The organism is Microbulbifer mixtoriginis (SeqCode) (assembly GCF_052466695.1).
In genome coordinates this window covers 2775620-2790919 of sequence record NZ_CP174285.1, presented here as the reverse complement: position 1 = coordinate 2790919, position 15300 = coordinate 2775620, and the positions used below count along the sequence as shown (strand labels likewise).

The window sequence follows — 15300 nt, the reverse complement described above, 5'->3', positions numbered from 1 at the left end:
AGAGGTATTAAGTTGACCATTCGTTATGTGGAATCCTCAAAGCTGCCCACTTCCTGGGGTATGTTTGAAATGCACGGCTTCGAGGAAGTGGAGACCGGCAAAGAGCATGTGGTGCTCACCATGGGGGACTTCGATACCAACGAGCCCCTACTGGCCCGCATTCACTCGGAATGCCTGACCGGTGATGCCCTGTTTTCCCTGCGTTGCGATTGTGGTGCCCAGTTGCAACATGCCATGCACCGCATTGCCATGGAAGGACGTGGAGCTATTTTCTACCTGCGCCAGGAGGGCCGTGGCATAGGCCTTTTAAACAAGATCCGTGCTTACCATTTGCAGGATTGCGGTGCGGATACCGTGGAGGCCAATGAGCAACTCGGCTTTGGCGCCGATATGCGGGATTATTCAATTCTGAAAGCGATGATCGACCACCTGGGTATTCATGCCATTCGCTTGATGACCAATAACCCGCGCAAAGTAAAAGCGTTGGAGGACTTGGGTATAAATGTGACTGAGCGCCTGCCGCACCAGTCCGGGCGCAATCCTCACAATGCCAAGTATTTGTCCACCAAAAAAGGCAAACTTGGTCACTTGATCGAAAATGAGGATGAAGAAGGAAAAGAGGAAAACTAACTTTCACTTTTCTTGAAGCACCCCAATAAAAAAGGCCGGAGTTATCCGGCCTTTTTTATTTTGTAGAAATTAATTAAAACTGGGTTCGAATATTTTAATTTCGCTATTAAACTTTTCAGAAGCTTTTAATTCTTAAAGACCTTGCCCCCTTTCATCACAAAATCCACATCTAAAAGCTCATCGATATTATCCAGTGGCGAGCCATCGGTGGCGATAATATCGGCGTATTTACCGGATTCAATGGTGCCCAGTGAATCGCTCATATCGATCAGATCTGCGGCGTTAACGGTAGCGGACTGCAGGATGGCCATATTGTCCATACCGGCTTCACTCATCAGGACCGCCTCGCGTGCATTGATGCCGTGCTTGGATACACCTGAGTCGGTACCGAAGGCAATTTTTACTCCGGCATCGACCGCTTTACGGAAATTGCCGCGCATATCTGTGCCAACACGTATGGCTTTTTCCTTCTGAGCTTCAGATAAAACATCAGTATTTTTTGCCAGCTGTACCACGGTATCGCCGGCGAGAAGAGTCGGAACCAGGTAAGCGCCGGTTTCTTTAAATAGCTTATGAGCGCGGGGACCTGCGTAGGTGCCGTGCTCAATACTGTCTACACCGGCCTCCAGTGCGGCGATAATCCCTTCTTCCTGATGCGCATGACTGGCCACTTTGCGACCCATGCGCTGGGCTGCCAGGACCACCTCTTTTAGCTCATCAATTTCCATCTGCTGGCCGGTACCTGTAGCGCGATCGGTAAGTACACCACCGGTAGAGGTAATCTTGATAAAGTCAGCGCCGTATTTAATTGCATGACGGGTCGCGCGGCGGCAATCATAGGGGCCGTCGCATACCGTTCTGGTTTTATCGTCATGCAGTGCCATTAACTCGGGGCTGACTCCACTGATATCTGCGTGCCCTCCGGTAATACCTACTCCGCCGGCTGCGATAATACGTGGGCCATCTACCCAGCCATTATTGATCGCATCGCGCATCGCATACATTTCTTCACCGCTATTACCCGCATCGCGTACAGTGGTAAAACCAGATTTCAGAATACGCATGCCAAACATTTGCGAGCGCATTTGGGTCAATGGCATGGACATCTTTAGGGCTTCGGAATCGTTATTGGGGCCCAACTCAGTTTGCAGGTGAACGTGCATATCCATTAAGCCCGGCATTACGAAGCTGTCCTTAAGATCAATGACTTCGGCATCATCTCTATTCACATAACCAGGGCGGATGGAAGTAATCCTGCCATTCTCGATTATTACGCTTTGCTCTTTTAGAGGCTTTTTACCGGGAACAGCGAGCAGTGTGCCTGCGTGGATAATGGTTTCTGCCAGTACTGAGGAAGAGAAAAGAGTCGCTGCAATACTGCTGAGAATGAAACGCTTCATGATTTGTACACCTATTTATTATTTAGGCACAAGCTAAATCAATCTGCGGAATATGACAATTGTGGGGTTATTACTTGGTGAAAGCCGGAAATAAGTTTCTAAAAAATCCAAAAAAAGACCGGAAAATCCGGCCTTTTTTAATCTGCAGAGAATTAATATCTGCGGCGTGGCTGCACAAATACTGCGGTAGTTCGGCCGGGCAGAGTAAAGGTGCCGCTGCTCCTATCAAATTTCACTTTGTACAGGCGTGGGTCTACAGAGCGGCGCTGACGTGGATGCTTGAACAGGTACTCACCAATGAGGTTTTCGCTGGTAAATTCCAATGATTCGTCATCGCCATTAAACAGCACCACAATACGTTCAAAGCGGCGATCGATGTTGCCATTGGAATCGGATAACTCCATCACAATCAGCCCAGGAATCTGGTCGGGTCCGGTGTTGAGGAAATTGAGGTGTGCCTCTACGGACTCTGCATCAGACAAACGGAACAGGGGAGAGCTGTTGCGAATTGCCAGCTGCTCGCGGAATAGAGCGGAGCTCCACAAGCGGTGCCGGCGCTCGGGAGCCAATTCCGGATTTGCCAGTAAAGGTTGCATCAGGGACCAGTTATCTTCGTTTTTATCCGCGATAGGCAAACCTATACCCCAATTATCGGTGGCGAGGCTGAAGTCCAGAGCATTAAACCAGTCACCGGAGTTGTAACTGTCCCGATCCATCGACTTTGAACGCAGGAAATCCTGGCCTGCGTGGATAAACGGCACTCCCTGGGCGAACAGAACCAGGGAATTACTGAATGCCTGGATACGCACTCGTTCAGCCAAGTCGGCGCTGTCGCTGGCTTTGATCTGTACTCCGTCGAACAGCGTCTCGTTGTCGTGGGCGGCAATATAATTAATGGATTCCTGCGGGTCCGCGGTATAGCCGGTGGGCTGGCCGTTATAGATCAGCTCGCTGCCGGTAATGATATTGCCGTTGGCATCTTCAAAAGGATAATCCGCCAGGTTGCCGGCGAGGGAAACGCGGACTTTATCTGCCAGGGTTAGCAGTGTGGCACGCTCATCTTCTCCCTCAAACTTACCGTTACTGTCGGTGAACAGACCGGTACCAAAGCCCTGCTCCTCAAAGCCTCCGAAGGGGTTGCCGCCACGAACGGAATCGCGCAGGCGATCGTTAAAGGTGCCGACACCGCTGCCGGCCATATTGCCCTGGCGGGCCTGTACAAAGCGGGCATCGTCAGCCACCTCGCCAAAATTCCAGCCCTCGCCGTACAGATAGATAGCGTTGCCATCGACACCATCGGCTGCCGGGGTCAGTGATTGCAATGCCGCTTGCGCCTTGAGGATATTGTCGAGGCTGTGGTGTCCCATCAGATCGAAACGGAAGCTGTCCACCTTGTAGGCTCGGGCCCAGGTGACCAGGGAATCGATCATCAGCTTTTCCATCATGGCGTGCTCACTGGCGGTATTTGCGCAGCAGCTGCTCATTTCCACACCGCCCTCCAGATTGCGGCGGTGGTAATAGCCGGGGACGATTTTATCGAGTACGGAGTTGTCGTATTGGCCATAGGAGCTGGTGTGGTTGTAAACCACATCCATCACCAGTCGCAGGCCGGAGTGGGACAGCCCTTGCACCATTTGACGGAATTCGCGAATGCGCGCAGGTCCATCGGGCGCGCTGCTATAGCTGCCTTCGGGGACCGTGTAGTGCAATGGATCGTAGCCCCAGTTAAAGCCATCGGTATCGCGAACAGAATCCACCTGGGCCTGCTGCTCGCTGCTGTCCGATGCGTAGTCTGAGAGATCGGGGGTTTGCTGCTGCTGCGTGCGGTCCTCATTGACTGTGGCAAAGTCAAAGGCCGGCAGCAGGTGGATATGGGTGAGGCCGGCGCGGGCCAATTTATTGAGGTGGCGCATGCCGTCGCTGTGCTTGCGGGTGAAAGCCTTGAAGGTGCCGCGCTCTGCTTCGGGGACAGTTTGATCCACAATACTGAAATCGCGTACGTGCAGCTCGTAGATACTGATATCTTCCGGCTGGGTTAACCTGGGCTTGCGCAGGCGATCCCAACCGCGCGGTTTCAGGTCCCGGTCATTCAGGTTAATGATCTGGCTTTTGCCACTATTGATGGAGAGACTCAGGGAATAGGGGTCGGTGACCAGGTTGGTTTCAATCTGGCGGCTGAAGTAGGAGTACACCTCGACCTCATAGAGATAAAAACTGCGGTCCCACTGCTTGTCGATATCGGCACTCCAAACCCCGGTAGATTCATCGCGCAGCATGGATACCACCTGATCGGCGCTATCGCTGCTGGAGTCTGTAAACAGGTGCAGCTTTACTGCCCGTGCGGTGGGAGCCCAAAGATCGAGTTGGATACTCTCCTCGCCGACACGGGCACCGAGTTCACCGTCGTAGTAGAAGCGATCATCGAGCGTGCCTGCCATCTGCACACCAGTCGCATCCAGTAACTTGCCCTCCGCATCGTAAGCGGCGAGGGCGAGTTGCTGGGTTACCAGATCACTAGTGGAAGCCTGCCCCGGCAATTGCCAGGCACTGAAACTGGCCAGGTGCGGGAATTTTTGTTGGGCGCTGTCGGGCAGGGTGGCGAGAGGGGTGAGATCGATGGTGCCATCGGAACGGATATCACCGTCCTCCAGTTTTAGCTCGGCGGTGTTGCTGTAGTGCAATTTGATCTTGGTGCCTTCCTGCACCTGGATATCCCAGGCAAAACTGCTGGTATCTACCCAGTGAGCTTTATCGCTGCTCAGGTCACCCTTGGCGAAGCCATCACTGCTGACGGAGACTTCTTTACTATTCGAGTCAAAAGCAAAGTAGATTTCGTCGTAATCGGCAGCCACGGTAAAGCTGACGTTGGCTCCATTGTTGCCGTAGCTCTCCTCCCAGCCTTCGTGCAAGGCTACCTTGAATTCATAGGAACCGGCAGGCAGTGCTGAGGTGATAAAGGTGTAGGTGCCATCTCCATCGGCATCCTGCATCCAGCTGCGTAGGCAACCGGGTTGCCAGTCTCCCGGGCACCCCAGAAGGGATTGGAAGTTGCCGGCTACAGTGGCGACCACGCTATTGTGGTTGTCGGTAATCCAGTGACTCTCGTGGTCGTAGATAAATTTAACTTCGCGGGCCTCATCCAGGCTAAGGGGAATATTACCGCCGTCCCTCTGGCCGCCCCAGCCATAATTTTCATCCCAGCTGTTGTTGAGAGCGGCTTTGTACTCCCAGTTGCCGGCGGGTATCCAAAAGTTGCCTTGCCATTTGTCGTCTTCGCTGTCATAGCTGAGCAGGGTGGCGACACAACCTGGTTGCCAGTCGCCATCGCAGCCCAGTTGGCTTTGTAGGTTGCCGGGAATATTGACCTCTGTGGGGTCTGGTGTGTCAGATGCCCACACCGGTATTTGGATGGAGCAGAAGATTGCCCCCAGAATCAGCCCGGCCTTTGTGCCGGGCCCTGTAAATTTTGTTGTTGGCATAGCGCTTCCCATTTTTTTTGTACTTGTTGCGGTTCTCTCAGTTGGTATTGAATCGCAGTCACGCATTGACGGCCTCCCACCCCGAGGAGGTGGAGGTCTGGGGGAGGTGGTTGGGGGTGTCATAAAACCTTTATAAATTCGTCACTTGGTGGAAACACCCGCAGGAGAAGATGCTTCTCGAGTAAACGCGATGGCGAAAGAAAAAGCCGGATCTATACTCAACTGATCGGGTTATGGTGAGTCGAGAAAGGTGATGCACTCGCTGTAATCGGATTCGAAGGCCGGCTTTTGCCGGCTTTGCTTTTTGTGGCGGGGCAATTACTAAGAGGCTTCCCGGGATTATCCTTGCTCCTATCCCCGGGTAGTGCTAATTTGCCCATAGCCCGCCAGGTACTTTGGCGGAATCCAGAACTCAATGACTGCGGAGGATGATTGATGATTGTTACAACCCTCCGTCGGGTCCAGTAGCAGCCTCCAGCTGCCCACGCCCGGCGATAGATTCCTAGACGTCGGGCTTTCCCTGAGAAAGCTCTGTTGGCCGCGTATCTGCGGTCGCTTGGTGCTTTGTTGCGCCCAGAGGGTTTCAATCTTGAGTAAATCTCACTTTACCCGCCGGTCTGTTAATAGATTCGGCACTAAATCCCTATCTATCAAAATTGAGCGGGAAGCTTCTCCGCTACAAAAACTCGGTTGGAAGTCTTTTTTCCAACAGCAGCTGACGCTCGAAGAACTCGAGCAGTGTTTGCCGCTGCGGATTATGGCTGTACACCGCAGTCGCCTGGAATTGGCCGGCGAGCAGGGGGCTGTGTCCCTTCCGCTAACCGGGAGTCTTGTGGCTAATTTGCCCGCGGTGGGGGATTGGCTGTTGTTAGAGAAGAGCAGTGGATATTTCGTGCGTTTGTTGAGCCGCAGCAGCCAGTTTGAGCGCATGGCACCTGGGGGGCATCAGGTGCAGATGATCGCAGCCAATGTCGATAGTGTTTTTATTGTCTCGTCCCTGAATGATGACTTTAACCTCTCACGTATTGAGCGCTATTTGGCTCTGGCTCGGGAGTCTGGTTGCAGCCCACACCTGATACTGACTAAGGCCGATCTGTGTGAAGATACAGCCCCTTTTCTTCAGGCATTGCGCCCATTCGGCGAATTACCCGCTGCAATGGTAAATAGCCTGGATCGAGAAAGCGTGGCACAGCTGCGCCAGTGGTGTTTACCGGGAGAAACTATCGCGCTGTTAGGTTCTTCTGGAGTGGGTAAATCCACTTTGCTAAATGCGCTGTCTGGCGAATCCCTGGCTGAGACTGGGACCATTCGCGAAGCCGATAGTAAAGGGCGCCATACTACACGGAAGCGCTCTCTTCACTCCCTGAGTTGGGGAGCGCTGTTACTCGATAGCCCTGGAATGCGGGAGCTGGGGTTGGTGCACGTTGAAGATGGCGTGGCGGAGACTTTTTCCGATATTGAGGCCTTGGCTAGGGAGTGTCGCTTCTCTGACTGCCAGCACCAGTCAGAGCCAGGCTGTGTGGTACAAGAGGCGATAACGGGCGGTTCGCTGGATGATCGGCGCTTGCGCAATTGGCAAAAACTGCAACAGGAACTAAGCCGTAACGGTCAAACTCTCGCGCAGAAACGGGCAGGGGAGAGAGCGCTATCCCAGATGTATCGATCTGTGCAAAACCAGGCACGTAAACGCAAGTATCACGGGGAGGATTGAAAAAATGACTGCCTCTTTTTTTGCACCTCTATTTTTTTAAGCGCTATTTAACCAGGCTTTGAAGGGCAGCATTCGCTGCCCTTCAAAGCCTTTATACAAGCTAGCGGGCCAATTTTAATGTGACTACCCCGACGATAATTAACAGTACTCCGAGATATCGTCCGAGACTGGCCGTCTCACCAAAGAAAATGACTCCCATCAGAAAGGCACCGGCCGCACCGATACTGGTCCAGACGGCATAGGAGATGCCAATGGGAATCTCTCGCTGGGCCAACCACAATAAAAACCCACTGAGGCCAATAAATACGACCGCCATTACAACACCCAGCAGGCGAGTCGATGTCTCTTGGGATATTTTTAGCCCCAGCACCCAGCCTATTTCACAAAGACCGGCCATTAACAGGTAGAACCAGGCCATGCTTTTCCTCTTTAAAGGGTAATTTTTAAAAAATCTTATTTCGACCTCCTCTTGGAGGTTAGGTCGGAGAATAGCTATCTGCCACTTTGCCTAGAAGTTAGGGAAAATAGATTGACTAATTTACAGGTGACGCCTTTTTATAGCGTGTTTTTATTTCGGTATAGCTTTTGACAGGGAGCTTGATAGCTTAATGCGGAAGGAGACTTTGAGAGAAGTAGGGGGAGAGTGGGAAAACCCTGCCCAGGTCCTGTATGGTTGACTGATATCGAAGGAAAAATAAGCTGGAAGCATGTTAATAAAAACCAAGAGCCTGGTGCTAATACTTTTGTCGGTCAGTCAGGTGGCTTTGTCGGATTCGGCGAAAATAGAGTCGGTCGTTGTCACAGCCAGTCGTATTGAGAAACAGTTTCAGGATTATCCAGAAAGTTTCTCCATGGTTGATCGTTTCGAGTTAAAGCTGATTCAGCACAATCATATCCAGCAAAGTTTAGTGAGGGTTCCTGGGGCCAATGTGGCAAGGGGTAACGGCCAGGAATATTTACCCGCATTGCGTTCGCCAGTACTATCTGGGGCTGGAGCCTGTGGCAGTGTGCTGACAATGGAGGATGGCATCCCTCTGCGGGCACATGGATTCTGCAATATAAATGAGTTGTTTGAATCCCATAGTGAAATGGCTCAGAGAATTGAAGTTATTCGCGGCTCGGCCAGCACCCTGTATGGTTCCAATGCTATACATGGTGTCGTGAATATTCTGAGTCCGGAAATTGAAGAAAATACCAAGGCCTTCTCTGGCATTTTAGGCTTTGAAGGTGGTCCTCACGATTACTATCGAGCCAGTATTTCGGCAGAATCTAACTTTTCTAACAAAGGCAGAGTGCGAGCAGATCTTTCCCTGGCATCTGATGGTGGTTATCGGGACCACTCTGGTTACGATCAACAAAAGCTCAGCCTTTTACACTCTATCACTACAGGGAAGACACAAATCCGTTCTCGTCTGGCAGTCACGAATTTAAATCAGGAAACAGCGGGTTATATCGAAGGATACAATGCCTATCGGGATGATCAGCGGGACAGGGAAAACCCGAATCCAGAAGCATTCCGCGATGCCTCCGCGGTACGGCTTTACTCCATTCTCGATATTGATTTGGGCTCGGAAAAAAAGCTGTCACTGGCCCCTTATCTTAGAAAAACAGATATGCGTTTTCTGCAGCATTATTTGCCGGGGCAGGCGTTGGAAGAAAATGGCCAGGAGAGTATCGGCTTGCGGAGTAGCTATCTTTTTAGCCGGGCAGGCAACTTGGAAGTAGTAATGGGGCTAGATACAGAATTTACTCAAGGCTACTTACGAGAACTCCAAAAAGATCCAACTGAGGGATCAGATTTTTTGCGGGAGACTATCCCCGCAGGTAAGCACTATGACTATCAAGTAAATGCTTACAGCGTTGCTCCTTTTACTTTGGCTACCTGGAATGTTACCGATACTTTAAAGCTTTTCAGCGGTGTACGTTTTGAGTCGGTACAGTATGACTACAACAATAAAATGCTTTCTGGCCGTACGGCCGAGGATGGTCTCCCTTGTGGCTTTGGTGGCTGTAGGTTTAGCCGGCCAGAAGACCGCAAAGACAGTTTCCAGAACTGGTCACCCAAACTAGGAGCTACTTACGATTTCACATCAGGTCTGCAATTATTTGTAAATATGACTCAAGGATATCGGGTTCCCCAGGCAACAGAGCTTTACCGTTTACAGCGAGAACAAACTGTTGCCGAATTGGAGTCCGAGCAGATCAGCAGTATTGAATTGGGGGTACGAGCTATTAAGAAAAACCTTTCTTATGAGCTCGTCGCTTATGGAATGCGCAAGCGCAATGTGATTTTTCGGGATACGGAGTACTTTAACCAATCTAATGGGAAAACCTCACATCGCGGTGTAGAGATGGCTCTTGGCTATAAATTTGCCCAGGACTGGCGACTGGAGGCTTCTTCCAGTTATGCGGAGCACCGTTATCGAGATGAGCGAGAGCTGCAGGGAGTATTACTGGATGGCAATCTTGTGGATTCAGCTCCCAGGGCTTTCGGTAGCTATCGCCTGCAGTGGCAACCTCGGCAAGGTATAAACGCTGAACTGGAGTGGTTGTATCAGGGGCGCTATTACACCGACCCCCAAAATCAGCATGAATATTCTGGGCACAACTTATTGAACCTGCGAGCCCGGTGGGAATTCGATCGTTGGGCTCTCTCAGCAAGGATGTTAAATCTAACCAATAGGGCTTACGCAGAGCGAGCGGACTATAGCAGCTTTGCTGGGGACAGGTATTTTCCTGGGGAGCCACGCGCAATCTATTTATCTGTATCTTCAGAGTGGTGATTTGATTAGAGGGTTTTTAGCGGATACTTCAGTCATAAAAAAGGGCAGGAAATACCTGCCCTTTCGCTTATCTAGCCCGCAGAGATTTGTGATGTTACAGGGGGAGTAACCTGGGCCGATGCAGAGCCCTGGCTTTCAATCCAGCTGTTCATTCGTGTTTCGAGAATATTTAAGGGCAGGGCACCGGCGCCAAGAAGGGCATCGTGGAAGCTGCGGATATCAAAATTATTGTCGAGTTCCTCTTCTGCTTTTGCACGTAGCTCCTTAATTTTTAATTGCCCTAATTTATAGGCCAGTGCCTGTCCAGGCCAAACCAGGTAGCGATCAATTTCCACGGTGACATCGTGCAGAGGCTTGGCACTATTTTCCATAAAATAGTCAATTGCCTGCTCACGGCTCCAGCCCAGCTGATGCATGCCGGTGTCTACAACCAGACGCACGGCGCGCCACATATCGTAGGTCAGCGCCCCAAACTCGCTGTAGGGATCTTTGTACAAACCCAGGTCATAACCGAGGCTTTCGGAGTAGAGGCCCCAGCCTTCCACAAAAGCGGTATAGAGAGCCATGCGTCGCAATGGATGAATATCAGCTTGCTCCTGGGCCAGGGCAATCTGTAAGTGGTGGCCAGGCATTGCCTCATGTACCGTCAGTGCTTCCATTTCCCATTTGGGTCGACTGGGCAGGTTGTAGGTATTGGCAAAGAAGATACCCGCGCGGCCGGCTTCGTTGGAGCCAGGCTGGTAATAGGCCGTGGTCTGTGACTGCTCCGAGTAGCCGGGAATGGGTTTAACTCCATAGGGCAGCCTGGGCAAGGTACCAAACAGGGCGGGCAGCTCGCCATCGATGCGCTTGGCAATATCCCGGTAGTCTCGTAACAGGGCCTCACGGCTGGTGTGGTAAAAGCGTGGATCAGTACGCAGGAATTCGGTAAAGGCCTTGAAGTCACCTTGGAAGCCTGTCTTCTGCATGACAGCTTGCATCTCTGCACGGATACGCTTCACTTCGGCCAAGCCTATGCGGTGGATTTCTTCCGGGCTAAGGTGAGTGGTGGTGCTCTTTTCTACTTTGTAGGCATACCAGCGTAGACCGTCTGGGCGACTGCTGAGGGCGATGCCTTTCTGTGCTCCAGGAATGTATTCCCTTTCGATAAATTCCGCCATGTCTCGCCATGCCGGTAATAACTGGCTTGCGTAGATGGCAAGGGCGCGCTGGCGCAGGCTTTTTTGTTTCGTTTTGGGGATGGCGCTGGGCATTTCCGCAAAAGCACTGAGTAGAGGACTCTGCTCGGGAGTTGTGGGGATCAGCGCGCGGATCTGCCGGGGTAGATCACGCAGAGTGATTTGCGGCGGTGTAACCCCTTTTCTTAATCCCTGCTGCATTAGCGTCTGTGTCTGTGTTACCAAAGTTGGTAGCTTTGATAGGCGTGCCAGAATATCTTCGTAATCAGCAACCGTACTGCGCGGCATACTGTTGAGTACATTCGGCACATCGAGCTGGATACCGCTCATATGGGTAATGGGTTGTAGATGTTCGGGGAACTGGAAGCCCTTCACCCCACCGAGCAAATCCTGGTAAAGCAGTTGGTAGTCCAGTTGTTGCTGCTCGGGTAACTCGCTGACATCGAGGTTGCGGGTAGCACCTAAAAGTTGACGAGTCTGTTCTTGTCGAGCCTCAATGCCTCTCTTTGAGTTGTCTACCCAGCGATCATTTTGCCCTGGATAGCCCTCATAAGTGGCCTGGCTGGGAAAGCTTTCCATAATCCAGCGATAGCGCAGATCCTGTAGGGCCACCAGTCGTTCAGAGGCATTCTCTTTCGGCAGCGCCCGATAGGCCTTCTTAAAATCTTCCTGTTCCATAGCGGTTGCATTGAGGCTGGCGAACAGACCGATGGATGCGACAAGAGTTTTCTTGAGTAGTGACATCTTTCCCCCAAGGCGTGCGGAAATTGATTGATAGAAGGGCGCTAGGTCACGCGGCATCGTCAAATCAATAGTAAGCGGCTGAGTTGTGGTTCAGGAGCCCGATATCCCAGATGGTTATCGGGCCCTTATGGTTAGTTTGCGGCTGCGGCGCGGTCGTTAAAATTGTGCCGGTTAAGCAGCTGCAGGCGCCGGCGGATTTGTTCCTCAATGCCGCCGGCATCGAGGCCTATCTCTGCGAGTAGGTCTTTGTGTTTGCCGTGCTCAATAATGCGGTCCGGCAGGCCTAGTTGCAGTACGGGCATGGTTCGCGCAGAGCTGTTGAGATACTCCATAACGGCGCTGCCAGCACCTCCGGCGACGGTATTTTCTTCGATGGTGACCAGCAACTGATGGCTGTCGGCCAGTTCATCAATCAGCGCTTCATCTAATGGCTTGACCCAGCGCATATCGGCGAGAGTGGCGCCGAGGCGCTCAGCCGCTGCCGTAGCGGGAGCGAGTAGGGTGCCGAAATTCAAAATGGCCACGCCGCTGCCTTTACGCAGTAGGCGGCCCTTACCGATAGGTAACTCGCGCATCTCTTCTTCTATTGCGGTGCCCATACCGGTACCGCGGGGATAGCGCACAGCGGCGGGCCCCTCGTACTTGTATGCGGTATAGAGTAATTGGCGGCATTCGTTCTCGTCGCTGGGTGCAGCGATGGCGAGGTAGGGCAAGCAACGCATAAAGGTCAGATCGAAGCTGCCTGCATGGGTTGGGCCGTCTTCACCTACAAGGCCGGCGCGGTCGATGGCGAAGGTTACATCCAGGTTTTGGATAGCAACATCATGCACCATTTGGTCATAGCCGCGCTGTAGGAAAGTAGAGTAAATGGCCACAACCGGCTTTTGGCCCTCGCAGGCGAGGCCGGCAGCGAGAGTAACGGCGTGCTGCTCGGCAATAGCTACGTCTTGGAAGCGTTTTGGAAAACGCTTGGAAAACTCTACCATGCCAGAGCCCTCACACATGGCGGGGGTAATTCCGATTAGGCGCTCGTCCTTTTCGGCGGTGTCACACAGCCACTGGCCGAAAATATCCTGATACTTGGGCAGCTTCTTCCTGCCCGGCACAGCCACCTGGACTTTGCTCTCTGGCTCCAGCTTGTTCAATGCGTGGTAACCCACCGGGTCGGCTTCAGCTGGACCAAAGCCTTTGCCTTTGGTAGTGGCGATATGCAGTAGCTGGGGACCGGGCTGGCTGCGCAGGTTGCGCAGGGTGTGCACCAGATCGTGCATGTTGTGCCCATCCAGTGGTCCCACGTAGTTGAAGCCCAACTCCTCAAACAGAGTGCCGGGTGTGATCATGCCTTTAACATGCTCTTCGGTGCGGCGCGCCAACTGCCAGGCTTTGGGAATAGCCGACAAAATCTTGCGGCTGCCCTCGCGCATATTGAGATAGGTTTTGCTGGCAAGAATCTTGGCGAAGTAGGTAGCCAAGCCTCCAACATTTTTAGAGATCGACATGCTGTTGTCATTGAGCACAACCAACATATCCCGGCCTGTGTGAGATGCGTGATTGAGTGCTTCGAAGGCCATGCCAGCGGTCATAGCGCCGTCGCCAATCACCGCCACGACTTTGCGCTCGTCGGGGGAACCCAGGGCCATTCCCAGGGCGGCACCGATAGAGGTACTGGAATGCCCCACGCCGAAGGTGTCGTAGGGGCTCTCACTGCGCTTGGGGAAGCCTGACAAGCCGCCTTGCTGGCGCATGGTGAGCATCTGCTCGCGGCGGCCGGTGAGTATCTTGTGAGGGTAGGTTTGGTGGCCCACATCCCAGACCAAGCGGTCCTCTGGCGTGTTGTAGATATAGTGCAGGGCGATGGTCAGCTCCACCACACCGAGACCGGCGCCGAAGTGTCCGCCGGTTTGGCCGACACAATACAACAGGTACTCGCGCAGCTGGCTAGCGAGTTCGGGCAGTTGGCGTTCATCGAGTGCGCGCAGCTGTGCCGGCTCGTCAATGACGTCAAGCAGCGGCGTATGCGGGCGTGTGCGTGGAATTTCTTCGAGCATCAAACGGTTCAATTGCTACAGATGGTATTAGTGAAGGGGATTGTATGCCTGTGAAGGGCATATTGCATCCCAATGACGGGGTAGAGATCCCGACTTAGTGGCCGCGTTGGACGATATAATCGGCCAGCTGCTTCAGTAGTAGTGTATCGCCGGGCAGTGTTGAAAGGGCACTTAAAGCCTCCCCGCGCAAGCCCTGGAGCTTCTCTTTTGCGCCTTTGAGCCCCAATAGGGAGACATAAGTCGGTTTGTTGAGAAGGGCGTCTGCGCCCTGAGTTTTACCCAGAATGGCAGTATCTACTGTGACATCAAGGATATCGTCCTGTACCTGAAAAGCCAGGCCAATAGCTTCTGCGTATAGGGTTAGCGCTTCCAGTTGGTCGCTGGTGGCACCACCGTGCAGCGCGCCCATGCGCGCACTAGCGCGAATAAGGGCGCCAGTTTTCAGGCGATGCATCGCTTCTAGTTGTGCCAGGGTGAGGGTTTTATCCACAGAATCCAGGTCGATGGCCTGACCAGCAACCATCCCCCGGCTGCCAGATGCCTTTGAGAGCTCTGCAATAAGTAGTAGCTTCAATGTGGGTTCGGTGTTATCGGCCAACAGCAGTTCGAATGCCTGGGTTTGTAGTGCATCACCGGCGAGAATAGCGGTGGCCTCGTTGTAGGCGATATGGCAAGTGGGGCGACCCCGGCGCAGGTCGTCATCATCCATCGCAGGCAGGTCATCGTGCACCAGTGAATAGGCGTGGACGCACTCAAGGGCAGCGGCACTGGCGTCGCATCTGGCAGGATCAAAATCCACCCCATGGAAGACCTGGGCACAGGCGTACACGAGTGCTGGGCGCAGGCGTTTGCCAGGGCCCAGTGCGGCATAGCGCATGGCCTCAAAGAGCTTATTGGCACCGGGAATAGATTCTGCCAGCGTGTTGCGGATACGGCTTTCGACACGCTGAGAGGAATCCTTGAGGAATGCACTCAGCTCGGCGGGCAGGGTAGGGGAGCTCACTTAGGAATCGCCTGAGGAGTTATCGGCTTCGAACGGCAACTCGCGAATACTACCGTTCTCCTCCATCAGCATTTTGACCTTTTGCTCGGCGCTGGCGAGTTTTTTCTGGCACTCACGGGTGAGTTTGACCCCTTGCTCAAAGTCGGCCAGGGCCTCCTCCAGGGGCAGGTCTCCTGCCTCCAGGCGTTCTACTAATTCTTCAAGAGCCTCCAGGCTCTGTTCAAAACTTGCCGATTTTTTCTTTGCCGCCATAGCATCGCCTCGTAATTGCGGGGCAACCTTAGCCGCTGGCGCGGCAGGGGTCAATTGGCACGGAGTAAGGGG

10 protein-coding genes are annotated in these 15300 nt (G+C 53.0%); 3 read left to right on the top strand and 7 right to left on the bottom strand.

The window, feature by feature from the left end; translation table 11 throughout:
• Window positions 1-12: 12 nt before the first annotated feature.
• Window positions 13-630 (top strand): GTP cyclohydrolase II, encoded by a 618-nt coding sequence (gene ribA, locus ACJJI0_RS12245; RefSeq protein WP_444882789.1) that lies wholly within the window; start codon window positions 13-15, stop codon window positions 628-630.
• Window positions 631-755: 125 nt separating this feature from the next.
• Here ribA and ACJJI0_RS12240 read toward each other — a convergent pair whose 3' ends face one another.
• Window positions 756-2030, bottom strand: a complete 1275-nt coding sequence (locus ACJJI0_RS12240; RefSeq protein ID WP_444882788.1) for a metal-dependent hydrolase family protein — start codon at window positions 2028-2030, stop codon at window positions 756-758.
• A gap of 152 nt (window positions 2031-2182) precedes the next feature.
• Entirely contained in the window at window positions 2183-5509 is a 3327-nt protein-coding gene (pulA, locus tag ACJJI0_RS12235) for a pullulanase-type alpha-1,6-glucosidase (RefSeq protein ID WP_444882787.1), read from the bottom strand.
• 589 nt (window positions 5510-6098) lie between these two features.
• Here pulA and rsgA point away from each other — a divergent pair.
• Entirely contained in the window at window positions 6099-7220 is a 1122-nt protein-coding gene (gene rsgA, locus ACJJI0_RS12230; RefSeq protein ID WP_444882786.1) for a ribosome small subunit-dependent GTPase A, read from the top strand.
• 100 nt (window positions 7221-7320) lie between these two features.
• On the opposite strand, the gene ACJJI0_RS12225 is transcribed toward rsgA, so the two are convergent.
• Window positions 7321-7638 (bottom strand): DMT family transporter, encoded by a 318-nt coding sequence (locus ACJJI0_RS12225; RefSeq protein ID WP_252083343.1) that lies wholly within the window; start codon window positions 7636-7638, stop codon window positions 7321-7323.
• 289 nt (window positions 7639-7927) lie between these two features.
• Between ACJJI0_RS12225 and ACJJI0_RS12220 the strand changes: the two genes are divergently transcribed.
• A complete protein-coding gene (locus tag ACJJI0_RS12220; protein WP_444882785.1) occupies window positions 7928-10003 on the top strand; it encodes a TonB-dependent receptor in 2076 nt (691 codons plus the stop codon).
• A 71-nt stretch (window positions 10004-10074) separates the two neighbouring features.
• Here ACJJI0_RS12220 and ACJJI0_RS12215 read toward each other — a convergent pair whose 3' ends face one another.
• The 4 genes from ACJJI0_RS12215 to ACJJI0_RS12200 all read right to left on the bottom strand — a co-directional run bounded on the left by ACJJI0_RS12215 (window position 10075) and on the right by ACJJI0_RS12200 (window position 15228).
• Window positions 10075-11925 carry a DUF885 domain-containing protein gene (locus ACJJI0_RS12215; RefSeq protein ID WP_444882784.1) on the bottom strand — a complete coding sequence of 617 codons (1851 nt, stop codon included), beginning with the start codon at window positions 11923-11925 and terminating at the stop codon, window positions 10075-10077.
• 131 nt (window positions 11926-12056) lie between these two features.
• Window positions 12057-13973, bottom strand: coding sequence for a 1-deoxy-D-xylulose-5-phosphate synthase (gene dxs, locus ACJJI0_RS12210; RefSeq protein ID WP_444882783.1), 1917 nt, complete (start codon window positions 13971-13973; stop codon window positions 12057-12059).
• Window positions 13974-14067: 94 nt separating this feature from the next.
• Window positions 14068-14976 (bottom strand): polyprenyl synthetase family protein, encoded by a 909-nt coding sequence (locus tag ACJJI0_RS12205; RefSeq protein WP_444882782.1) that lies wholly within the window; start codon window positions 14974-14976, stop codon window positions 14068-14070.
• A complete protein-coding gene (locus ACJJI0_RS12200; protein WP_444882781.1) occupies window positions 14977-15228 on the bottom strand; it encodes an exodeoxyribonuclease VII small subunit in 252 nt (83 codons plus the stop codon). It lies immediately after the preceding gene.
• Window positions 15229-15300 lie beyond the last annotated feature (72 nt).